The organism is Salegentibacter mishustinae, assembly GCF_002900095.1.
GTDB lineage: Bacteria > Bacteroidota > Bacteroidia > Flavobacteriales > Flavobacteriaceae > Salegentibacter > Salegentibacter mishustinae.
On record NZ_LLKN01000002.1, the window covers coordinates 499923 to 521309 of the forward strand.

The following is a 21387-nucleotide window of genomic DNA, read 5'->3' on the forward strand; positions in this document are numbered from 1 at the left end:
TTAGCCCTTAGAAAGTTTAAGTTTCATACCGGGTTTTAGGCTGTTAGCGCCCATATCATTCCAAGACCTCAAATTCTGTACCGTAACTCCCGGAAATTTCCTGGAAATGCTCCAAAGTGAATCTCCTTTCTTTACCGTATAGGTTTTTGCACTATTTTTCTGGCTATTTTCAGCAGCAACATTTTGAGAGCTTACACCGGGTTTTCGTGGGTAGATAGTAAGATACTGGCCAATTCTAATATTATTGCCTCTCAGGTTATTCCAGCGCCTAATACTGCTCACTCCTACCCCGTATTTTTCAGCAATTTTTCCTAAATAATCGCCACTTTTTACGCGATACCTAACTTTATCTTCTGCTTTTACAAATTCAGGGAAAGCTTTTGCTTTCTTTTTAATATCCTCTTCGGCAAAATTATAGATCGCAGCCTCGTTGCTCACAAAAGCGCCACTAACGGTTGTAGGAAGCCTTATCATATAATTTTCATCCTCTATAAAAGGAATCACATCTAATTTATAACTCGGGTTCAAAAACTGAAGCGTCTCTTCTTCTACCCCGGTAACTTCAGAAATCTGCTCGAAAGTAATCAACTTCTTTACTTTGATCGTATCTGTTTCAAAAAATGCAATTTCTGGAGCTTGTGGCTGGAAATTATGCTCATCGGCATATTCAAAAAGATAGAGTGTTGCCAAGAATGCCGGTACATAACCAGCAGTTTCCCTTGGTAAAAATCGTCTTAATTCCCAGTAATTATTGGAACCGCCACTACGGCGAATAGCTTTAGAAACATTTCCCGGACCAGAGTTATAAGAAGCCAATACTAAGTCCCAATCTTCAAAAGAACGATATAGGTTTGCAAGGTATTTTGCGGCGGCTTCAGTAGACATTTGCGGATCCATACGCTCATCTACATAACTGCTTACATCAAGACCATGGGCCTTACCTGTTCTGTACATAAACTGCCAAAGTCCGGTAGCACCCACCCAGGATTTTGCTCTTGGGTTTAAAGCCGATTCTACAATGGCCAGGTATTTAATTTCTAATGGAATATCATACCTATCCAATTGCTGTTCAAACATGGGGAAATAATATTCGCTTAAAGCCATAAGGCGCTCCATAGCTTTCTTATTTCGTTTTAAGTAGGAATTTATCACACTTTCCAGTACCGGATGGTATTGGACGTTAAAAGGTGTACGGGCATTTAATTTAGCAAGCCTGGCCTTTAAAGTATCGGTAGGAAGTTCTTTATTAACCTCGTCTTCATAATCCTGTTCCCTGATGCTTTTATACATCGTATCAAAAAGATCTGAATTGGTAAGCTGTGCTCTCCAAACAGAATCAATTTCGGCTGCACGAGGTAGATCTTCCAGCGATACCGAAGAAGAGTCCCTAATCACAGCCGAAATTGGTAATTTATCCCTGAATTCAGGGTCTGGATGAGCAAGAATAATTTCACTGCTATCTACCTTTTGGAAGATTTGTACTCTAAAATTAGCTTTCTCTACCTGCTTTCCCTTTGTTTCTTCCTGTGCATGCAAGCTAATTCCAAAAAAGAATACAAGAGATAAAATTATATGCTTAACCATAATATTCAAGATTTTTAAAAGAACGTAAAATCGAAATTTTTAGTACGTCTATCTCCCTATTGCCTGGATACCTGGCAGGGATTTTCCTTCTAACATTTCTAGCATAGCTCCACCACCGGTAGAAACATAGCTTACTTTATCTTCAAAACCGAATTTTTTTACTGCCGCAACAGAGTCTCCTCCGCCAACTAGAGAGAATGCTCCGTTTTTAGTTGCTTCAGCAATTGAGTTTCCTAAAGCTACAGTTCCTTTTGAAAATTTATCCATTTCAAAAACTCCAAGCGGACCATTCCAAAGGATAATTCTTGATTTTTTTATTACAGCATCAAAGTTCTCGATACTTTCAGGACCGGCATCAAGTCCCATCCAACCATCTGGAATTTCATTTATCTTGCTAACATCTGTGGTAGCCTGTTCAGAAAAACTATCGGCAATAATAGAATCTACCGGAAGATGAACCTGTACGTTCTTAGCTTCAGCCTTTTTAAGAATTTCTAAGGCTAATTCCTGCTTATCTTCTTCAACGAGAGAATTTCCTATTTTTCCACCTTTGGCAAGAATAAAGGTATAGGCCATTCCGCCTCCAATAATCAAATGATCTACTTTATCAAGAATATTCTCAATTACGGTAATTTTAGAAGAAACTTTAGCTCCTCCTAAAACTGCGGTTACCGGTTTTTCTTTACTATGAAGTACTTTATCCAGGTTCTTGATCTCTTTTTCTAATAGATGCCCAAAACATTTGTCGTCAAAATACTTAGCTACTATTGTAGTAGACGCGTGGGCACGGTGAGCGGTACCAAAAGCATCGTTCACATATATATCACCTAATTTAGAAAGCTTTTTTGCAAAATCTTCATCACCGGCTTTTTCTTCCTTATGAAATCTAAGATTTTCAAGTAATAAAATTTCTCCGGGTTGCAAATTATCGGCTGCAGCATTAACTTCCTCTCCAACACAATCGTCCACAAATTTTGGCTCTACTGCAATAACTTCTGCAACTTTTGTGACAATATGTTTTAAAGAATATTTTTCTTCTCTGCCCTCTGGTCTGCCAAGATGCGACATTAAAACAACGCTCCCACCATCTTCCAAAATTTTAAGAATAGTTGGTTTTGCCGCCTCAATTCTATTAGCATCAGTTACTTCCTGATCTTTGTTTAATGGAACATTAAAATCTACTCTTATTAAGGCCTGCTTATCTTTAAAATTAAAATCGTTTAAAGTCTTCATTTTCATTTCTTTTTTTAAAACCTAAAATTCTGGTTTGGTTGATTAACATTAAGCACAACCGACTTTCATTCAGCTTGTGCTATTTACAAATATAAATTTTTCCGAAGACATTAAAGTGTATATAAATTTTATATTTGCTTATGCTTTTTGAAGAAATAATAGGTTTACAGCATTTAAAGAAACATCTTACGACCACTTCAGATAATGGCCGTGTTCCGCACGCGCAGTTATTTGTTGGAAAAAGTGGTAGTGGTACTTTACCTCTGGCCATTGCTTACGCACAATACATACTTCGCAAAAATAAGGAAGGAGAAAACAATTCTGGAAACAGCAATTGTAATGAGCGATTTAAAAAATTGGCGCATCCCGATCTCCATTTTGCATTTCCCGTTGCTGCCAATCAAAAAATAAAAAAACATCCTGTTTCTTCTCACTTTATAGAAGAATGGCGGGAATTTATAAAAACCAATCCCTACGGAAGTTTATTCGAATGGTACCAAAAACTTGGAATTGAAAATAAACAGGGTCAAATTGGTGTAGACGAAGCCCAGGAAGTAGTTAAATCGCTTTCCTTAAAAGCATATGAAGGCGGATTTAAAATTATGATCATTTGGATGGCCGAAAAGATGAATACCGCGGCTGCCAATAAATTGTTGAAATTAATAGAAGAACCACCAAACAATACGCTGTTTCTTCTAGTGACCGAAGATGAAGAACAGATTATACAAACCATACGGTCTCGTTGTCAAAAACTACATTTCCCTCCTTTACCGGAAGATGAAATTGCCGCATTTTTAGAAAAAAATGAAAATTGTACTAAATCTGAGGCTTTAAAAATTGCCCACCAGGCCAATGGTAGTTATACCCAGGCTTTACATTTATTACAAAAAGATAGCGGAGATCAGCAATTTGAAACCTGGTTTATCAATTGGGTGCGTAGTGCATTTAAAGCTAAAGGAAATCGATCTACGGTTCTTGAACTTATTGCCTGGAGCGAAGAAATTGCAGGAATGGGCAGGGAATCTCAAAAGAGCTTTTTATTGTATTGCATAGACTTTTTCCGCCAGGCCTTAATGCTCAATTATAAAGCTGAAAAACTGGTCTATCTTGAACCGGCAACACCTGGATTTAAACTGGAGAAATTTGCGCCCTTTGTTCACGGTAATAATATTAAAGATATTATTGAAGCTCTTGAAGAAGCCATTTATCACATTGAAAGAAACGGAAATGCAAAGATTATACTAACCGATCTTTCTATAAGACTAACCCGATATTTACATAAAAAAGCCGCTTAAAATTATGGAGAACCTTTACGCGAATATTACCGAGATTCTTATTCTTTTATTTATTCTAATTACATTTTTACAATCTGGAATAGATAAAGCTTCAGACTGGAAAGGAAATACCGGTTGGTTAAAAGAGCATTTTTCAGGAACATTTCTTGCCGGGCAGGTGCCGCTTATGGTCGGAATAATTATGATAATTGAGATCATTACAGGCTTTGCCACTATTCTTGGAATTATATGGCTAATCGCTTATAATGATCCTACAATAGCGCTTTACGCTTGCATCCTGGCTGCTATCACTCTTTTAATGTTATTATTCGGACAAAGAATTGCTAAAGATTACGCCGGTGCCTTTACATTAACCGGCTATTTTATCGTAGTGATCTTTGGAGTTTACTTAATGTCTTAAAATAGAAAGAGGTCTGAGAAGTTTTCTAAACTCGTCATCCTGAACTTGTTTCAGGATCTAGGTTAAAATTAACTTAGAAGCTGAAACAAGTTCAGCTTGACGAAAAGAATTACTTCTCAGACCTCTTTTAAAAACTCATAACTTTAGTCTAGTTCTTGTTATAAGTCTCATTCAAATTATCAAGAATTTCCTGTGTTAGATCTTTCCCATCTTTCGCATACATAATATTGGCAGACTCGTTAGAACCAAAAATGTAGGTGTAGCCATTCTCCTCTCCGTAATCTGCTACATAATCCTTAACTTTATCTACAATAGAATCTATAACAGCATCGCTCTGCTCTCTTAGGCGACTACCTTGCATTTGCTGTTGCTGTTGGATTCTTTGCTGCTTTTGCATTAACTCCTGCTCTTTTTCCTGGCGTTGCGCCTGAGACATAGAATTCATTTCCTGTTGGTAAGCCTGAACTTCCTGCTGAAATCCTCTGGCAATAGAATCTAATTGTCTCTTTACCGAATCTGATTTAGAAGTAAAGTCAGCTTCAACATCTTTCATTTCTTTGTACTCCTGGATAAGTTTTGTGGTATCTACATAAGCCGTTTTTTCCTGGTCACAGGAAGTAAGCAAAACAGCAACTACCAAAATCATTAAAAGTTTTTTCATCATTAATTGAATTTGTTTGCCGCAAATGTATGAAAGTTAAATTTTCGATTTAAATCAAAACTGACTTATGAAGTATATATAAGAAATTCTTATATATAAAATTATAATGATAAGTTTAATAGATTAAAAATGACTTAAATAGCTTAGAAATAAGCTTATTTCTCAAAATAACCCTAATTGTATATTATAATAAACTCAAAACAGTCTTAAACGCGCTTAAAACACGTTTTTTAGCATTTCTTGAAGAAATAGACGAGAGAAGAATACTCTGAAGTGCCTTGTGCTCTTAAATTTGATTCCAGGCCATTTTTAAAAGCTTTTATCATATTTGATTTTCCAGTTTTGTTTTTTTCTGAAAGTAAACTCACATAGAAGGAATCAAAAACAAGAGGTTTGGTATTAAGTTTTTCAAAATTATGCTTTTTGAATAACCCGGTAATTCCAGTTTGAGAAAAATGCCAAAGATGTCTGGGCACATCGTAAGCCGCCCAATATTCTTTATAATATTCCGCATCAAAACTTTTAAAATTCGGAACCGCGATAACCGCTACCCCATTTGATTTTAATAAACGGTATAATTCTTTTACCTGAAAATCGAAATCTGGAACGTGCTCCAAAACATGCCACATAGAAATTACATCAAAAGAACTATCCTCAAAGTAAGATAATTCTTGCTGAAGCTCAATCCCTTTTTCAGCAGCTAATTTTCTTGCCTGTGCATTTGGTTCAATGCCTTCAACATTCCATTTCTTTCTTTTGGCAGTTTGTAAAAAATCTCCGGTGCCGGCACCGATATCTAATAAGTTATTTCCTTTAGCAACTTTATTGATCCACTTTAACTTCTGCAGCAGCATAAAATTTTTAACCGCCTGGTAAATTTTATCGGTTAGAGTTTTACTGGAATCTGTATGAGAAATATAATTTTCACTTTCGTAGTAAGCCGAAAGATTTTCCGGTTTTGGAATGGTTTCTAAAATTTCAAAATCACTTCTCTTTTGTAATTGAAATTCCTCTCCAGAAACTAAATGATCTTTACAGGTTAAATGAAAACTTTTATCGCTCATTAAAAGAATTTTTGATCGGGATTATTCACGGTAAAGTCTCTAAACTCCTCACGCATTTCAGTTAATTGTTCGAGTAACGGTTTTTGAAAAATAGAACTTTCTTCTAAGTGATCTACTCCGGTTTTGTCGGTTACTGTAATACCAACAAAAAACTTTATATCGCTCTCTCTACTTTCAACGCCTTCTCCAAAAAAGAGTCCGGTGAGATCCATATACTCTTCCCTATCTGAATAATCAAAAACGGTGACAATAAATTCGTGGTCTGATCCCTCTAAAAAACTTGTTTTAAAATTCATTAAATCATCTTCAATATCTAAGGCAAAATAATTCCTAAACCAATCTCTTGTTTTTTGCACCTTAATAGGACTACTAAATTTAAAAGAAGTGTAATCAAATTTATCTTCGGGAGAATTTAATTCTGAAGTCTTAATTTCCTTTACAGAATGCGTAGTAATTATGCAGGATTGACAAATCAAAAATGTAAAGAGTAATAAGAAGCTCTTATTCCCTAAACTCGCTTTTAAAAAATGAAAAATGTGATTGATCTTTAATATTTTTTCAAGTTAATCCTGTATGATTTATCTACACAAAGTACTTCAAAAATTAAATTGTTCCACGTGGAACTTTTAAAATTATCTTCCCATATAAACCAACAAAACAGAAATATCATTAGGACTCACCCCGCTTATTCTTGATGCCTGTGAAATTGATGTAGGTTGAATTTTATTTAGTTTTTCCCGTGCCTCAAAAGACATAGATTTGATCTTAGAATAATCAAAACTATTCGGAATTTTTACATCTTCCAACCTGTTTAATTTATCGGCATTATTTTTTTCCTTCTCGATATATCCGGAATACTTTACCTGAATTTCGGTCTGTTCTAAAATCTCGGTATTCAAATTATTCTCCTGAATATATTCTTCTACTCCAGGGAAATTTCGAACATCATCCATTGTAATATTCGGGCGGGAAAATATTTTAAAGATCTTATCGCTTTGTTTCATCGGAGAAGAATTATTCGCTTCCAAAATAGGATTTGCATCCTCGTGAGAAACACTTTTATTCTTCAGGAAATTGACAAAATCGGAAGACTTTTCTTTTTTCTCTTCCATTTTTCGCATACGCTCTTCAGAAGCCAAACCTAATTTATAAGAGCGTTCTGTCAATCTAAAATCGGCATTATCCTGCCGTAATAAAGTTCTATATTCAGCACGAGAAGTAAACATTCTATAAGGCTCTTCTGTACCCTTAGTAATAAGATCGTCTATAAGAACCCCTATATAAGCTTCGTTTCTCTTAATGATAAATTCTTCCTTCTCCTGAACCTTTAAAGCAGCATTTATTCCTGCCATTAATCCCTGGCAAGCGGCTTCTTCATAACCCGTAGTTCCATTAATTTGACCGGCGAAATATAGTCCGTCAACCAACTTGGTTTCTAAAGTATGTTTCAACTGCGTAGGTGGAAAATAATCATATTCTATCGCATAACCAGGTCTAAAAAATTTCACATTTTCAAATCCAGCTACAGATCGTAAGGCTTTAAATTGAACATCCTCTGGAAGCGAAGTAGAAAAGCCATTTACATAAACTTCTACCGTATTCCATCCTTCTGGTTCAACAAAAAGTTGATGCCTATCCTTATCAGCAAACCTGTTTATTTTATCTTCTATACTTGGGCAATATCTAGGTCCAATACTTTGAATACGTCCATTAAACATTGGGGATCTTTCGAAGCCATCTTTAAGAATTTCGTGCACCTCTGGCGAGGTGTAAGTCATATAACAAGAACGCTGTTTTTTTAAAGGCTGGGTTTCATCTAAAAAAGAAAATTTAGAAGGAACATCATCCCCGGGTTGCTCCATCATTTTAGAATAATCTAAAGATCTGCCATCTACTCTTGGCGGTGTTCCAGTTTTCATTCTACCAGATTCAAAACCTACATCAACAAGATCTTTCGTGATTCCGGTTGCGGCTCTCTCTCCTGCTCTACCGCCTCCAAAATTCTTATCCCCAATATGAATTAATCCATTTAAAAAAGTACCATTGGTTAGCACCACAGATTTAGCGCGAATTTCCAAACCTAAAGAAGTTCTTACACCTTTAAGTTCGTTGCCTTCTAAAATCAAACCGGCTACCATTTCCTGGTAGAAATCCAGATTTGGGGTTTGCTCTAATCTGAGTCGCCAATGCTCAGCAAACATCATACGGTCGCTTTGCACCCTAGGACTCCACATTGCAGGTCCTTTAGATTTGTTAAGCATTTTAAATTGAATGGCACTGGTGTCACTAACCAATCCGCTGTAACCACCCATTGCATCAATCTCACGCAAAATTTGTCCTTTTGCAATCCCGCCCATAGCAGGATTACAACTCATTTGCGCAATATTCTGCAGGTTCATCGTCACCAACAAGGTTTTAGAACCCATATTTGCGGCGGCGGCGGCGGCTTCGCTTCCAGCGTGACCAGCACCTACTACAATAACATCATATTCACTTTCGAACATAAAAATTCTTCTTTCTAAATTTATTGTTCCACGTGGAACAATCCAATCTTTTCGTCTTCCTTCTGTCGCATTAAAGCGTCTTCACTTTCAGTCTTATCTCCATATCCACATAAATGCAAAATCCCGTGGATCATAACCCTTTTAAGTTCATCAGAAAAATCAACATTATACTCTTTCGCATTTTCGGTTACACGATCTATACTAATAAAAATATCCCCGTTCAATTCGTCTCCTTCAGAATTATCAAAAGAGATAATATCGGTGTAAGTATCGTGATCCAAAAATTTGAGATTGATCTTATACAAATAATGATCGTCGCAAAAAATATAATTAATCTCTCCAAGTTGTTTTTCTTCTGAAGAGATTACTTTTCTAATCCAGGTATCAAAAGATTTTTCTTCCTGCAACTCGAAATCATTTTCCGAATAAAAATTAATTATCTGTTCGCTCAAAATAGGTTTTTACTTTCTGTTTATAAATTTCGCGCAAAGGTAAGCTTTGTCTATTTAAAATTTCGATAGAATTGAAATATTCTTTAGCCTTAATACTTTGATCTTTAGAGCGGTTATCAAACTGCTGAAGATTGGTTTCAGACTCTCGCTTATTATTTTCTCCCTGCTGCAAACGCGCCTCTTCATATTCCATCAATTCGTGTTCCAATTGCTGCAATTTCTGAAGGTTTTCAGGATCAAAACCTTTATCCAAAAGTTGTTCCTCTGCATCCTTCATTTGTTCTTCAATTTGTTTTCCCTGTTGCGATCCTTCTTTTTCATTTAATTCCTGTAAGCTTTGCCGCAGTTCCTGCTGAGCCTTATAGATCTCAAACAAGCCTTCCATCTCCTCTTCTCCCATTCCTTCCCCGGGTTTCTTTCCTTCATTCTGTTCTCCTTTTTGTTGTTTTCCCTGCTTCTGGAATTCTTTATTAATCTCCTGCTGCTTTTTAATAATATCCTGAAGTTGAAATTCTGAATTTTCTCCCTGCCCTTTTCCTAATTGTGGATTTGCCTGTTGTTGCATCATCGACAGAATTTCACTTAGCATATAAGCTAAATCATTTGCACCGGTTACCACATATTGCTGGCTTGCGGTTCCCTGGGGTAATTCATTCTCCGCAAGCCGCTCAAGAGATTTATCTATGTCAAATTCAATATCGGTTAAGCTCTTAGTAATATTTTCGGTGATCATAGGGTTGCTTAGTGCAAGAGAATATAAACTGTCATCAATATGCCTAAAGTTTTCCCTAAGATCACTTTGTCTTCTAAGCCTGGCCGCGTATCCAGGATTATTGATATCTATTTTACCGAAGTCTTCCAATAACTCCTCCTGTTGAAATGAAAATGTGACCAAATTATCGAGTATTTGTCGAAGCGTTTCAATATCGGCCTTTAATTCTTCTCCACTTTGCTGCATGGAACGCTGCTGCATTTTTTGACTCATTTCTTTCATTTGCTGGGCAGCATTCTTCTGTTTTTCTTTTGCCTTTTCCCTGTCTCCTTTATCTAAATTCTCTTCTGCATCATTCAATTCTTTTTCTATGCTTTCTTCATCAATTTCTTCGCGCGGCAAATCGGTTGGCTTTTGTAAATCCTTATTATCATCTTCTAATTGATCCATTTCCTGCTTAAATTCTTCAAATTCTTCCCCAATTTCCTTTTGCTCCTCTAAAGATTCAGCATCAGAATTTTCTGACAGTTGATCTTGTTTTTCAGAAAGCTTATCCAAATCTCTCGCCAATTTTTGAAGTTTTTCTTCTACATAATAGCGTTTGGTTAATTCTAATAGCTGCTCTAAATTTCTTTCTTCACTTTGATTTCTTTTAGAAAGCTCTTCCAGTTTTTCTCCCAACTCTTCCCGGCTGATCTTATCACCCATTTCTTGCAACTCTTTCAATAGCGCTTCATTCTCCTGAAGGCGTTTTTCATTTCTATCCAAACGCTTTTTGAGTTTATCTTTTTCCAAAGAATCTGAATTCAATTCGTCCTTCTCCTTCTCAAAACTCTTCTTTAGTTTTTCAGAATAACTACGCATCATTTCAGATTGCTGCTTTTGGCGTTGAATAAAGTTTTGAAGTTTTTTACGCTGATTATAATCCAGGTTTTCATTTTCCTTTTGCAGGCGGTTAAGTTCATTTAATTCTTCTTCGGAAGATTTAATATCCTTTAAACTTTTACTTAGATTATTAATGGATTCACCCTGTTGTTTTAGCTTTTCTTCCTCAATTTTATCTGCTGTTTTTCTGCGGAAACTGAAGGTTGAACTTTTGGTACTTTTTGATCCATTAACTCCATCATTATCCCAAAGCTGAAAATAGAAATTATAGGTTTCTCCGGGTTTTAGATCCAAATTTCCGGGAAATGTGTAATGAAAATCATCAAAAGCGGCTTTAGAGATGGAAATCTCTTCTTTCTTAAGGCTATCTTCTTTATTTTCAATATAATAAACCATATTCAACCTGTTCAAACCATAATCATCTGAAAGTTTACCATAGAAATATTGTGTACTATTATCTGTACTATCCAGTTTCTGTTGAATTTCAATTACCGGATATTCATCCTTGATCACGTTTATAGAATAATCTAAAGCCTCAAAATTTTTGATCGTCTCATTTGAAGTGCTAACACTATAATCCAAACGGGAATAAACCGACTGGGTATATTGGAAAGCAGAGTTTTCAGCAGGAAGTTTTATTAAAGAATCTTTTGTTGAAAAATTGAGAATTTCGGTATTTCTCGTATTAAAATTCCAGGTGATTTTTGTGCCTTCAGGTACGTTTACATTTCCAGAGCCGCTCAAACTATCGTTAAGCTTTCCTATGTAATTGGGATAGTCAAACTTCATTTTAAAATCTAAAAGCTTGGGTACTTTTAGGGTTTCAAGAGTATATTCTTTAGAATTAATGCCGTTGGCACTCAATCTAAAATTTAAATTATTCTGAAGCCTTTTAAAAGTATATTCAAAACTTCCAGGGGCAACTTGTTTTAAAAAATAGGTTTGGCCGTTATAAGAAATTTCAGGCTTTTCGGGAGTAATATTTCCTTCTGCTTTTACCAGGATTTTATATTCAGAATTCTCCCTAGCTTTCAAAGAATCGTTTAAAATTATAAACCTGAATGGCGCAGGCGCTTCAAATTCGATATTATATTTTGCGAGTCTATCTAATGAAGAAGAAATTAGCTTAATATTTCCGGTTACTAAAAGTCCTAAAATCAATACTACCGGAAATAAGGCGTATTTTAAGTATTTCCTGTTCTCCTTATAATCTACAGCACGGGTAAATGGAACTTTATTTAGTTCGGCCGACTTTTGTTCAATCCCCGCTAATAATAATTCAGATTGTTGCGAATCTTTTTTAAGCTGAAGAATATTCAGCAATTTATCGTTTACTTCAGGAAAATGTGATCCGATAATTCTTGAAGCTTCTTCATCATTTATTCCGCTGGAAAATTTAAAGAGTTTCGTTAACGGGATTATAATAAAGTATCCCAAAAGCATCACCTCTACTCCAACAAAAATCCAGAATAAAAATGTTCTTGCTGATGGTTCTAACCACAGAAAATGTTCTACCGCCAAAACGCCTAGGAAATAAAGCAAGCCAATAGCCAGAAATAAGATAATTCCTTTCAGCAATTTATTCAGGTAAAACTTCCTGATAAAGGCAGCCAGCTTTCTTTTTATTTGATTGTAATTTTCCATAATTGAAGCTTAAAAATACAACAATTTTGACGGAGTGATTTACATAGTATTGATTCGGCTCTCATTAGGTTTCGTTTAATAAGGTTGTATCTTTGCAGTTAAAAACAAAACTAGATATGTCTGCTAAAGTTCGCGTGCGTTTTGCGCCAAGTCCAACCGGCCCTTTGCATATTGGCGGGGTAAGAACAGCTTTATATAATTATTTATTTGCCAAAAAACACAAGGGAGATTTTGTGTTACGTATAGAAGATACCGATCAAAACCGATACGTTGATGGTGCGGAAGATTATATTGTTGAATCGCTTAATTGGTGCGGAATTCCTTATGATGAAGGTCCGGGAAAAGAAGGTGATTACGGCCCTTACCGCCAGAGTGAACGCAAAGATATTTATAGAAAATACGCCGAAGAACTCCTGAAAAAGGGTCAGGCTTATTACGCTTTTGATACCGCTGAAGAGTTAGACGCACATAGAAAAGACCATGAGGAAAAAGGCAAAACCTTTATCTACAACTGGCATAATAGAATGAAATTGCAGAATTCTCTTGCGCTTTCTGAAGACGAGGTTAGAGATAAATTAGATGCCGATGAGCATTATGTGATCAGATTTAAATCACCTGAAGACGAAAATCTTCACATAAAAGATGAAATTCGTGGTGAAATGGAAATTGACACCAGCACTTTAGACGATAAGGTTTTGTTTAAAAGTGATGGTATGCCAACTTACCACCTGGCCAATATCGTTGATGATCATTTAATGGAAATCTCTCACGTTATTCGTGGTGAAGAATGGTTGCCTTCGCTGGCGCTTCATTTTATGTTATACAGAGCTTTTGGATGGGATGCTCCTAAATTTGCGCATTTACCGCTTATTTTGAAGCCGCAGGGAAAAGGAAAATTAAGCAAGAGAGATGGAGATAAATTAGGTTTTCCGGTGTTTCCGCTAGAATGGAAAGATCCTAAATCAGGAGAAATTTCTGCGGGTTATAGAGAAGATGGATATTTCCCTGAAGCCGTTACCAATATGCTGGCTTTTTTAGGTTGGAATCCAGGTACTGAGCAGGAATTCTTTAAATTAAACGAACTGGTTGAAGCATTTGAAATAGACAGGGTTCATAAGGGCGGAGCTAAATTTGATCCCGAAAAAACCAAGTGGTTTCAGCAACATTATATGCACGAGGCAGATGACAAAGTAGTCGCTAAAAAGCTTGAAAAAATAATTGAAGAGAAGGAGATTAAGGTTTCTTCAGAATACGTTTTAAAAGTAGTTACCTTGATGAAAGAACGCGCTGTTTTTGTAAACGATATTTGGGACCAGGGTTATTTCTTCTTCCTCGCTCCTACTTCATACGATCCTAAAAATGCTAAAAAAGCATGGAAGGATGATACAGGCGATTTGATACAGGAATTAATTCAGGTTTTAGAAAAAAAGGAAGATTTTAAGGCTGAAAACGTTCAGGCCGAAGTAAAAGCCTGGATCCAACAAAAAGAAGTTGGTTTTGGCAAGGTAATGCAGCCTTTTAGATTAGCTCTAGTAGGCGCTATGCAAGGTCCAGATCTTTACGAAATCGCTGAAATGATTGGAAAAGAAGAAACCATTTCCCGTTTGGAAAAAGCGATAAAAACGCTGGGGTAAAATATTTGAAGCATACTTTTAAAGTAGGCTGTTTGAAAGCTCTTTAAGACGTCATCCTGAATTTATTTCAGGATCTAACATTTGAATAATTAGTTCATATTAGAAGCTGAAACCAGTTCAGCTTGACGAAAATTTAAAATCTTTCAAACAGCCTATCTTTGTTTTATTCCAATACGGCTAAGCAAACTACTTCAAACCAAGCTCACGAAGCATTATAGTTGGAAAATATATTTTGATTTCGAGATAAGCCTCCGTGTATTTGATCTCGATTATCGAGCAAAGTTTCACTATCTTGGTGAACAATCAATTCATAAATTTCAAATATGCTTAGCTACGTCTTCATCCCAATCATTATTGTTTTATTTCTGGTGATTCTTTTCAGCGGAATTTTCACTGTTCGTCAACAAAAAGCGGCGATTTTAGAACGATTTGGAAAATTTAAAAGCATTAAAAATTCCGGACTTCACTTAAAGATTCCCATAATAGATCAAATTGCCGGTAGAATCAATTTAAAAGTACAACAGCTGGATGTTCTGGTAGAAACCAAAACCAAGGATAACGTGTTCGTTAAGCTGAAAATATCGGTGCAATTCCAGGTAATTAGAACTAATATCTACGATGCTTTCTATAAACTTGAAAGTCCGGCAGACCAGATCACTTCTTATGTTTTTGATGTTGTAAGGGCTGAAGTTCCAAAAATGATTCTCGATGATGTTTTTGAACGAAAAGACGATATAGCTATTGCCGTTAATCGTGAACTCAACGAATCTATGCAAGATTATGGCTATGACATCATTAAAACGCTTGTAACAGACATTGATCCAGATGAGCAGGTAAAACATGCTATGAACAGAATAAACTCAGCAGAACGTGAGAAAGTGGCCGCAGAATACGAAGGAGAAGCCGAAAGAATACGAATTGTTGCTAAAGCTCGCGCTGAAGCCGAAAGTAAGCGTTTACAGGGACAGGGAATTGCCGATCAAAGAAGGGAAATTGCCCGCGGACTTGAAGAAAGTGTTGATGTACTTAATAATGTGGGGATAAACTCCCAGGAAGCTTCGGCTTTAATTGTGGTAACGCAACATTATGACACTTTACAAGCCATTGGCGAGGAAACCAACAGTAATCTAATTTTATTACCGAATTCGCCCCAGGCCGGCAGCGATATGCTAAATAATATGGTGGCTTCCTTTACGGCTTCTAACCAGATTGGAGAAGCTATGCGTAAGAAAAACGAAGAAATTGAACAGGAGAAAAAGAATCAGGATGATTCGAGAAGGAAATAATAAAACCTATTCTTGTGTAAATAAAAAAAGGTTTGAAGGTTTGTTTTTGAATCATACGTCATTCTGAATTTATTTCAGAATCTAACACTTTAGAACCTGAAACAAGTTCAGGTTGACGGGGATAAAAAACAAACTTTCAAACCCTAATAATATGTCTATAAGAAGTCCTTTAGCCTTTAACTTTAGCAGTTACCTTTCTTAAACCAGTAAGTTTTGTTACCGCTTTAAGAATAAAGGCTTTCTGTAAAATTGATCCTACCATACTCCCTGCAAGAGATAAAGGAGATAAAGCGCTTTTTGTGCGCTCTATATTCAATTTTATCTCCTCCTGGTCTATTTTGGTTTGAAGTTTCAGGATTTTTAGATCCCTATCTATTTCTTTAAATGAACTATATTCCTTCATAGCGATTAGTCGTTAAAAAATTTTCTTGAAACTTTTACCAAAAGTAATTTTTCAATCGGTTTTTTTCCGAAAATTAGAACAAGGAGGAATAGTAAAAAATAGAATCCACCAACAATAAAGTAACCAGAAGACGGTGTACCTATAGCCTCGCTAATTACAATAGCCAGGGCTACAGAGATCAATATTAAAGCAAAAATGAAAAATATACCCAACAATAAACCCTGAACGAGACCAATGGCCCCCTTCATAGCAGATTTAAAGAATTGAAGCTTATAATATTCGGTATTGCTGTGAGCAAATGCCTTTAAATTATAATTTAACTCATCAATACTCCTGGATAATTTTTCAAATGCCATAAAAATGTTTCTATACTACTGCTTTGTTAGGTTTACCTTTATCTCCGCTATCGCCTTCTTTTTGTAGTTTGGCGTTCTGCTTTCTAAGCTCTTCCAATTTCGTTTCCATTGCAGTAAGAATATCATCTGCCTTATGGCTGGCTGAAGAAAGTGTTTCTTCTAGACGTGTTTCAAAATCTACACGAGCTTGCTTAGCTTTTTCAGTTAAATTAGAAGAAGTTTCAGTGTATTTTTTATTCAATTTATCCTGAGCCTTTTTGGACTCATCTTTTAATTTCTTACGGGTTTTTTCACCGCTATCTGGAGCATATAATAAACCTACTCCTGCTCCAATTGCAGCTCCGGTAATTAATGCTAATAGTGTACTTCCTGTATTTGCCATAATAGTTTTTATTAGTTAAGTTATTACTAAATCCAAATATACAAGATGGATTAAGCGTATGCTGTTAATAACCGGTTAATATGTTAAAATGCTTTACTAAAATATTCTTAAAAAGCCACTTAACCAAATGAAGAACAGCTTATTTCTTCTTTGCCCAGGAATCCCTTAATGTTACTGTGCGATTAAAGATTGGTTGTCCCTCTTTAGATTCTTTATCTACACAAAAATATCCTATGCGTTGAAACTGAAATTTATCCTGAATTCCGGCAGATTTTAAACTTGGTTCAACATATCCTTTTATCACCTGAAGTGATTCAGGATTTATAAATTCCATAAAATCTTTTTCTTTATCGCCATCCGGATTTTCAACACTAAATAAGCGATCATACAGCCTTATTTCAGTCTCTAAAGCGTGTTTTGCAGAAACCCAGTGCAAGGTTCCTTTTACTTTTCGCATAGATTCTTCGGTGCCGCTTCCACTCTTACTTTTAGGATCGTAAGTACAATGGATCTCGGTTATATTTCCTTCGGAATCCTTTACTACTTCTTCGCCCTTTATAATATAAGCGTTCTTTAGTCGTACTTCTTTCCCAAGCGTTAACCTGAAAAATTTTCTATTCGCGCTTTCCTTGAAATCTTCCTTTTCTATATACAGTTCTCTTGAAAATGGAATTTCCCTGTTTCCGGCCGATTCGTCTTCCGGGTTATTTTCTGCTTCTAACCACTCTTCTTTTCCTTCTTCATAATTAGTAATCACCAATTTCACAGGATCTAAAACACCCATAACTCTTGGAGCTGTTTTATTAAGATCTTCACGGGCGCAAAATTCTAAATGTGCAACATCTATCATATTTTCCCGTTTTCCAACACCAATAGAATCGGCGAACTTTCTTATAGCATTAGGAGTATAACCTCTTCGCCTAAGGCCCGAAATTGTTGGCATTCTTGGATCGTCCCAGGAATTAACTACGCCCTTTTCTACCAATTGCATCAGTTTACGCTTACTAACTACCGTATGGCTAACATTTCTACGGGCAAACTCTCTTTGTTTAGGCTTTAATTCACCTTCTTTACTTACTTTTTCAATGAACCAATTGTATAGTTCACGGTGTGGTAAAAACTCCAGGGTACAAAAAGAATGAGAAATACTTTCAATAAAATCGCTTTCTCCGTGAGCCCAATCGTACATTGGGTAGATCTTCCAGTTATCTTTGGTACGGTGGTGGCTCTTGTGCAAACAGCGGTACATTACAGGATCTCGCATAAGCATATTAGGAGATTCCATATCTATTTTTGCTCGCAAAACGTGTCCTCGTTCTGGAGTTTCCCCGTTTTTCATTTTCTCAAATAGGTCCAGGTTTTCTTCAATAGAACGTTTTCTATATGGGCTTTCCTTTCCGGGTTCGGTAGGAGTTCCCTTTTGCATCGCTATCTCTTCTGAAGTTTGGCTATCTACATAGGCATCTCCATTCTTAATCATTTCTACAGCCCAGTCATACAACTGCTGAAAATAATCTGAAGCATAACATTCCTTTTCCCATTTAAATCCAAGCCACAAAACGTCCTCTTTAATGGCATCTACAAATTCCTGTTCTTCTTTTATAGGATTTGTATCGTCAAATCTAAGATTTACAGGTGCATTGTATTTTTCTCCCAAACCAAAATTGAGACAAATAGAAGACGCGTGCCCAATATGCAGGTAACCATTAGGTTCTGGTGGGAACCTGAATTTTAATTCTTCCCTTTTGTGGGTATTTTGAAGATCTTCTTCTATAATTTGCTCAATAAAATTGAGTGGTCTTTTTTCTTCAGCCATAATTTAATATATCAAGAACCTCCAAGAATAGAAGGTTAAAATCAGACAATTATTTATAAATTCGAGTATTTTAGATTATTCCCCAATTTACAGGAATAAAGCGCAAAGTTACCAAAAATTAGATCGCATAGCCCAAGCTTTCGAAAACAAGAAATAATATATTTATCTTTTATTATATATCAGCAAAAAATCTATTATGCCAGAAGTTTTACTTATTATACTTTACTCTGCTTTTTCAGGAATTACCGTATTTTTTGGTGGATTAGTATCTTATTTCTTCGGAAAAGAATTTAGCGGAAATAAGCATAAAAAGGAAATTAATCATTTTGTAATTGCCTTTGGTGGTGGTATTATCCTTGCCGCACTTGCCCTAGTTTTAATTCCAAAGGGCATAGAAGAATTAGAGCTTTTCCCGCTAATATTGTGTTTCGCAGCAGGAACATTAATTTTCTTCTTTTTAGATAAGAAAATAGAAAAATCGGGCAGTAAATATTCACAGCTCATAGCAATGTTACTGGATTTTATTCCTGAAGCCCTTGCGCTTGGAGCTATTTTTGCCACAGATAGAAAAACCGGAATTCTACTGGCTGTTTTCATCGGACTCCAAAATCTACCGGAATCTTTTAATTCTTACCAAGATCTTACCGCAAATACATTTAAACCCAAAAAAGCACTTAGTATCCTGTTTTTATTAAGTTTTATGGGTATAATTGGTGCTACTACCGGCTTCTATTTGCTTAGTGATTTGCCAAAAGTAACCGCAGGAATTATGACTTTTGCCAGTGGTGGAATTTTATACCTTATTTTCCAGGATATTGCACCCAGTGTAAAACTGAAAAAGACCTGGTTACCGGCATTAGGAGCAAACCTGGGATTTTTAATAGGAATTATTGGCGATAAACTTATTCATTAATAAATTGAAATAAAGCACCCGCAAACCTATCTTTGTAAATTATCCTGGAGTAAGTTTCCAAGATATTACAGAACATACAAATCTCGATTATCGAGTAAAAAAACAATCTTTTGGGAAGTATCAAATTAAAAAATATCAAGGTTTTTGCCTATCACGGTTGTCTTGATGAAGAAGGAAAAATAGGTAGCGATTATCGTGTAAACCTTAAAGTTAAAGGCGATCTGTCTCACTCTGCCAAAACAGATGCGCTCGCAGATACCATTGATTATGTACATCTAAACAAAATTGTAAAGGAAGAGATGGCTATTAGGTCTAAACTTCTGGAAACTGTGGCCGAACGTATCCTAAAACGGGTTTTAGATGAAATCATCCTGGTACAAAAGGCAAAAGTTGAAGTATCTAAGATTAATCCGCCTATTGGTGGAAACGTGGCTATGGTTAGCGTTATAAGAAGTAAATCGCGCTAATTTTTAAAATCATAAATTGCTGTAAGTCTTTTATTTTTTAAAGCTAAATTTTTTATTACATTTGCCAACCCCAAAATAGGGCATCGTGGCCGAGTGGCTAGGCAGAGGTCTGCAAAACCTTGTACAGCGGTTCGAATCCGCTCGATGCCTCAAAAAGCTCCTTTATTAAGGGGCTTTTTTTATGCGTAAGATTCAGGATATCTCATTTTAGAAATTGAATGATGCCGTAATTTTCCTGAAAGTTTAGGACGCTATATACATTTAATAGTTTGAAATTTTTGCTTAATTATTAATGGTATCGTTTGGAGTAATCGTTTCTATTTGATCTTTGATTCCATTAACCTGGTTGGGAAAGAGTCCCTGGAAAATAAGCATTCCCCCAAAAACAATGAGTAATATGCTAATCCCCTTTTTCATAAGATAGATTCGGTTTGGGGTAAGTTTTCTGTTCAATTTTTTGGCGAGTAGAATTTTAAAAATATCTAAAACCAGGTATGTTCCTAAAACACTTCCGAAGAAAACCATTATTCGATCTTGTTCCATATCCAGTTTTGGCCCGAACACAATAATTAATCCCAGCCAGAAACCCAATACTCCAATATTGATAAAATTTAGTAGAAAACCTTTTACTGCTAAGCCAAAATAATCGCTTTTGCTGAGCTTTCTTATCTCTGGGGTATCATCGTCCTGTCTAAGTACTTTTTTAGTCTGTACGAAGCTCATAACCCCGTATGTAGCTAAAATCATTCCGCCAAAGAGAAACAAAGCGGGATCGTCTTTAATACGGGAAAGTAATTTTGTGGTACTTAAGTAAGCAATAAAAAGAAATATAATATCTGCCAGGATTACTCCAAGATCGAAAGAAAAAGCAGCTCTAAATCCTTTAATAGCAGCGGTTTCCAGTAGTACAAAGAAAACCGGACCTAATAAAAAAGCTAAAAAAAGACCTAAGGGTAAGGCTGCTAATACATCCTGAAACATACAATTGTATTATTTTACAAATGTAACCTTTTAGTTTTTTCTAATCACTTTACCGCCAAATAGGGTATTTTGGTCTAAAGTTTTAGGATTACCATACACATTTACGGTACCCCCGGCTCTAACCTTTGCTTCTACCCTGCCATTAGCAGTAATATCGGCTATTCCGCCTGCTTTTATGCTAATGGTGGTGTTTGTAGATTTTAGATTTTTAGCGAATAATTTTCCGCCGGTATTGATACTTACTTCCTGATCCTCGGTTTTTCCTTCTACTTCTATTTCGGCACCAGTATTAGTATCTACATAAAGATTATCAAGATTTACATCAGCAAAAATATCGGCTCCTTCAGAAGCATTTAAATGCAGAGATTCCTGCTTAAGTTTAGAATCTACCTTAATAGAAGCATTTTGGCGGGCATCAATTTTATCCAATTTTTTAAACTGAATAGTGATTTGAGTATTATCGTTGTCAAGAATTTCATCAATACTCATCCTCACCTTTAAAATTCCATTATCGACCTTAAATTTTACATCGGTTCTATTTTTCCCGGTCACTATGGCTTTATTCTGATTGGCCTCCTTTAAAATAACATCTAAACCATTATAAACCTTAATTTCATTGAATTCACCCAAATCCTGGGTTAATTCCTGAGCGCTAAGCATTCCCGCACTCATTAAAAACAGTGCAAAAAAATATTTTTTCATCTTTATTTGATTT

Annotated in this window: 20 protein-coding genes and 1 tRNA gene; 7 read left to right on the plus strand and 14 right to left on the minus strand. The window is 35.8% G+C overall.

Features of this window, described 5'->3' with window-relative positions; all coding sequences use genetic code 11:
- Complete coding sequence (locus tag APB85_RS05235; protein WP_057480930.1) at positions 1-1584, minus strand: LysM peptidoglycan-binding domain-containing protein; 1584 nt, start codon at positions 1582-1584, stop codon at positions 1-3.
- Positions 1585-1632: 48 nt separating this feature from the next.
- Positions 1633-2817 (minus strand): phosphoglycerate kinase, encoded by a 1185-nt coding sequence (locus APB85_RS05240; protein WP_057481065.1) that lies wholly within the window; start codon positions 2815-2817, stop codon positions 1633-1635.
- Positions 2818-2957: 140 nt separating this feature from the next.
- Here APB85_RS05240 and APB85_RS05245 point away from each other — a divergent pair, with 140 nt between their 5' ends.
- Together APB85_RS05245 and APB85_RS05250 are read left to right on the plus strand one after the other, a co-directional pair.
- Entirely contained in the window at positions 2958-4112 is a 1155-nt protein-coding gene (locus APB85_RS05245; protein WP_057480929.1) for a DNA polymerase III subunit, read from the plus strand.
- Between the two features lie 4 nt (positions 4113-4116).
- On the plus strand, positions 4117-4512 hold the full coding sequence (locus APB85_RS05250; protein ID WP_057480928.1) for a hypothetical protein: 396 nt from the start codon (positions 4117-4119) through the stop codon (positions 4510-4512).
- A gap of 148 nt (positions 4513-4660) precedes the next feature.
- Here the strand turns inward: APB85_RS05250 and APB85_RS05255 are convergent, their stop codons facing one another.
- The 6 genes from APB85_RS05255 to APB85_RS05280 all read right to left on the minus strand — a co-directional run bounded on the left by APB85_RS05255 (position 4661) and on the right by APB85_RS05280 (position 12434).
- A complete protein-coding gene (locus APB85_RS05255) occupies positions 4661-5176 on the minus strand; it encodes an OmpH family outer membrane protein (RefSeq protein ID WP_308430028.1) in 516 nt (171 codons plus the stop codon).
- 227 nt (positions 5177-5403) lie between these two features.
- Positions 5404-6237, minus strand: coding sequence for a class I SAM-dependent methyltransferase (locus APB85_RS05260; protein WP_057480927.1), 834 nt, complete (start codon positions 6235-6237; stop codon positions 5404-5406).
- Entirely contained in the window at positions 6237-6713 is a 477-nt protein-coding gene (locus APB85_RS05265) for a hypothetical protein (RefSeq protein ID WP_057480926.1), read from the minus strand. Before APB85_RS05265 ends, APB85_RS05260 begins: the two co-directional genes overlap by 1 nt.
- A 156-nt stretch (positions 6714-6869) precedes the next feature.
- On the minus strand, positions 6870-8741 hold the full coding sequence (gene mnmG / locus APB85_RS05270; RefSeq protein ID WP_057480925.1) for a tRNA uridine-5-carboxymethylaminomethyl(34) synthesis enzyme MnmG: 1872 nt from the start codon (positions 8739-8741) through the stop codon (positions 6870-6872).
- A 20-nt stretch (positions 8742-8761) separates the two neighbouring features.
- Entirely contained in the window at positions 8762-9181 is a 420-nt protein-coding gene (gene ybeY, locus APB85_RS05275) for an rRNA maturation RNase YbeY (protein WP_057481063.1), read from the minus strand.
- A complete protein-coding gene (locus APB85_RS05280) occupies positions 9174-12434 on the minus strand; it encodes a DUF4175 family protein (protein ID WP_057480924.1) in 3261 nt (1086 codons plus the stop codon). The genes ybeY and APB85_RS05280 overlap by 8 nt, the downstream gene beginning before the upstream one ends.
- A gap of 116 nt (positions 12435-12550) precedes the next feature.
- On the opposite strand from APB85_RS05280, the gene gltX reads away from it, so the two are divergent.
- Positions 12551-14068 (plus strand): glutamate--tRNA ligase, encoded by a 1518-nt coding sequence (gltX, locus tag APB85_RS05285; RefSeq protein WP_057480923.1) that lies wholly within the window; start codon positions 12551-12553, stop codon positions 14066-14068.
- A 323-nt stretch (positions 14069-14391) separates the two neighbouring features.
- A complete protein-coding gene (locus tag APB85_RS05290; RefSeq protein WP_057480922.1) occupies positions 14392-15354 on the plus strand; it encodes an SPFH domain-containing protein in 963 nt (320 codons plus the stop codon).
- A 169-nt stretch (positions 15355-15523) separates the two neighbouring features.
- On the opposite strand, the gene APB85_RS05295 is transcribed toward APB85_RS05290, so the two are convergent.
- The 4 genes from APB85_RS05295 to APB85_RS05310 form a co-directional block, all read right to left on the minus strand.
- Positions 15524-15757 (minus strand): DUF6327 family protein, encoded by a 234-nt coding sequence (locus tag APB85_RS05295; RefSeq protein WP_057480921.1) that lies wholly within the window; start codon positions 15755-15757, stop codon positions 15524-15526.
- Positions 15758-15762: 5 nt separating this feature from the next.
- A complete protein-coding gene (locus APB85_RS05300; RefSeq protein ID WP_057480920.1) occupies positions 15763-16113 on the minus strand; it encodes a phage holin family protein in 351 nt (116 codons plus the stop codon).
- Positions 16114-16123: 10 nt separating this feature from the next.
- Positions 16124-16495, minus strand: coding sequence for a YtxH domain-containing protein (locus APB85_RS05305; protein WP_057480919.1), 372 nt, complete (start codon positions 16493-16495; stop codon positions 16124-16126).
- 139 nt (positions 16496-16634) lie between these two features.
- Positions 16635-18311, minus strand: coding sequence for a glutamine--tRNA ligase/YqeY domain fusion protein (locus APB85_RS05310; protein ID WP_057480918.1), 1677 nt, complete (start codon positions 18309-18311; stop codon positions 16635-16637).
- 196 nt (positions 18312-18507) lie between these two features.
- On the opposite strand from APB85_RS05310, the gene APB85_RS05315 reads away from it, so the two are divergent.
- The 3 genes from APB85_RS05315 (at position 18508) to APB85_RS05325 (ending at position 19841) form a co-directional block, all read left to right on the plus strand.
- A complete protein-coding gene (locus tag APB85_RS05315; RefSeq protein WP_057480917.1) occupies positions 18508-19224 on the plus strand; it encodes a ZIP family metal transporter in 717 nt (238 codons plus the stop codon).
- A gap of 110 nt (positions 19225-19334) precedes the next feature.
- Positions 19335-19691, plus strand: coding sequence for a dihydroneopterin aldolase (gene folB, locus APB85_RS05320; protein WP_057480916.1), 357 nt, complete (start codon positions 19335-19337; stop codon positions 19689-19691).
- A gap of 79 nt (positions 19692-19770) precedes the next feature.
- Positions 19771-19841, plus strand: a tRNA-Cys gene (locus tag APB85_RS05325).
- Positions 19842-19973: 132 nt separating this feature from the next.
- Here the strand turns inward: APB85_RS05325 and APB85_RS05330 are convergent.
- Both APB85_RS05330 and APB85_RS05335 read right to left on the minus strand, forming a co-directional pair.
- Positions 19974-20672 (minus strand): LysE family translocator, encoded by a 699-nt coding sequence (locus tag APB85_RS05330; RefSeq protein ID WP_057480915.1) that lies wholly within the window; start codon positions 20670-20672, stop codon positions 19974-19976.
- Positions 20673-20702: 30 nt separating this feature from the next.
- A complete protein-coding gene (locus APB85_RS05335; protein WP_063870571.1) occupies positions 20703-21374 on the minus strand; it encodes a head GIN domain-containing protein in 672 nt (223 codons plus the stop codon).
- Positions 21375-21387: the final 13 nt, after the last annotated feature.

Excerpts from the sequence above, each read along its gene's own strand:
- APB85_RS05235 (WP_057480930.1), bottom strand. The coding sequence starts at position 1,584 with ATGGTTAAGCATATAATTTTATCTCTTGTATTCTTTTTTGGAATTAGC.
- APB85_RS05240 (WP_057481065.1), bottom strand. The coding sequence starts at position 2,817 with ATGAAGACTTTAAACGATTTTAATTTTAAAGATAAGCAGGCCTTAATA.
- APB85_RS05245 (WP_057480929.1), top strand. The coding sequence starts at position 2,958 with ATGCTTTTTGAAGAAATAATAGGTTTACAGCATTTAAAGAAACATCTT.
- APB85_RS05250 (WP_057480928.1), top strand. The coding sequence starts at position 4,117 with ATGGAGAACCTTTACGCGAATATTACCGAGATTCTTATTCTTTTATTT.
- APB85_RS05255 (WP_308430028.1), bottom strand. The coding sequence starts at position 5,176 with ATGATGAAAAAACTTTTAATGATTTTGGTAGTTGCTGTTTTGCTTACT.
- APB85_RS05260 (WP_057480927.1), bottom strand. The coding sequence starts at position 6,237 with ATGAGCGATAAAAGTTTTCATTTAACCTGTAAAGATCATTTAGTTTCT.
- mnmG (WP_057480925.1), bottom strand. The coding sequence starts at position 8,741 with ATGTTCGAAAGTGAATATGATGTTATTGTAGTAGGTGCTGGTCACGCT.
- APB85_RS05280 (WP_057480924.1), bottom strand. The coding sequence starts at position 12,434 with ATGGAAAATTACAATCAAATAAAAAGAAAGCTGGCTGCCTTTATCAGG.
- gltX (WP_057480923.1), top strand. The coding sequence starts at position 12,551 with ATGTCTGCTAAAGTTCGCGTGCGTTTTGCGCCAAGTCCAACCGGCCCT.
- APB85_RS05290 (WP_057480922.1), top strand. The coding sequence starts at position 14,392 with ATGCTTAGCTACGTCTTCATCCCAATCATTATTGTTTTATTTCTGGTG.
- APB85_RS05295 (WP_057480921.1), bottom strand. The coding sequence starts at position 15,757 with ATGAAGGAATATAGTTCATTTAAAGAAATAGATAGGGATCTAAAAATC.
- APB85_RS05300 (WP_057480920.1), bottom strand. The coding sequence starts at position 16,113 with ATGGCATTTGAAAAATTATCCAGGAGTATTGATGAGTTAAATTATAAT.
- APB85_RS05305 (WP_057480919.1), bottom strand. The coding sequence starts at position 16,495 with ATGGCAAATACAGGAAGTACACTATTAGCATTAATTACCGGAGCTGCA.
- APB85_RS05310 (WP_057480918.1), bottom strand. The coding sequence starts at position 18,311 with ATGGCTGAAGAAAAAAGACCACTCAATTTTATTGAGCAAATTATAGAA.
- APB85_RS05315 (WP_057480917.1), top strand. The coding sequence starts at position 18,508 with ATGCCAGAAGTTTTACTTATTATACTTTACTCTGCTTTTTCAGGAATT.
- APB85_RS05330 (WP_057480915.1), bottom strand. The coding sequence starts at position 20,672 with ATGTTTCAGGATGTATTAGCAGCCTTACCCTTAGGTCTTTTTTTAGCT.
- APB85_RS05335 (WP_063870571.1), bottom strand. The coding sequence starts at position 21,374 with ATGAAAAAATATTTTTTTGCACTGTTTTTAATGAGTGCGGGAATGCTT.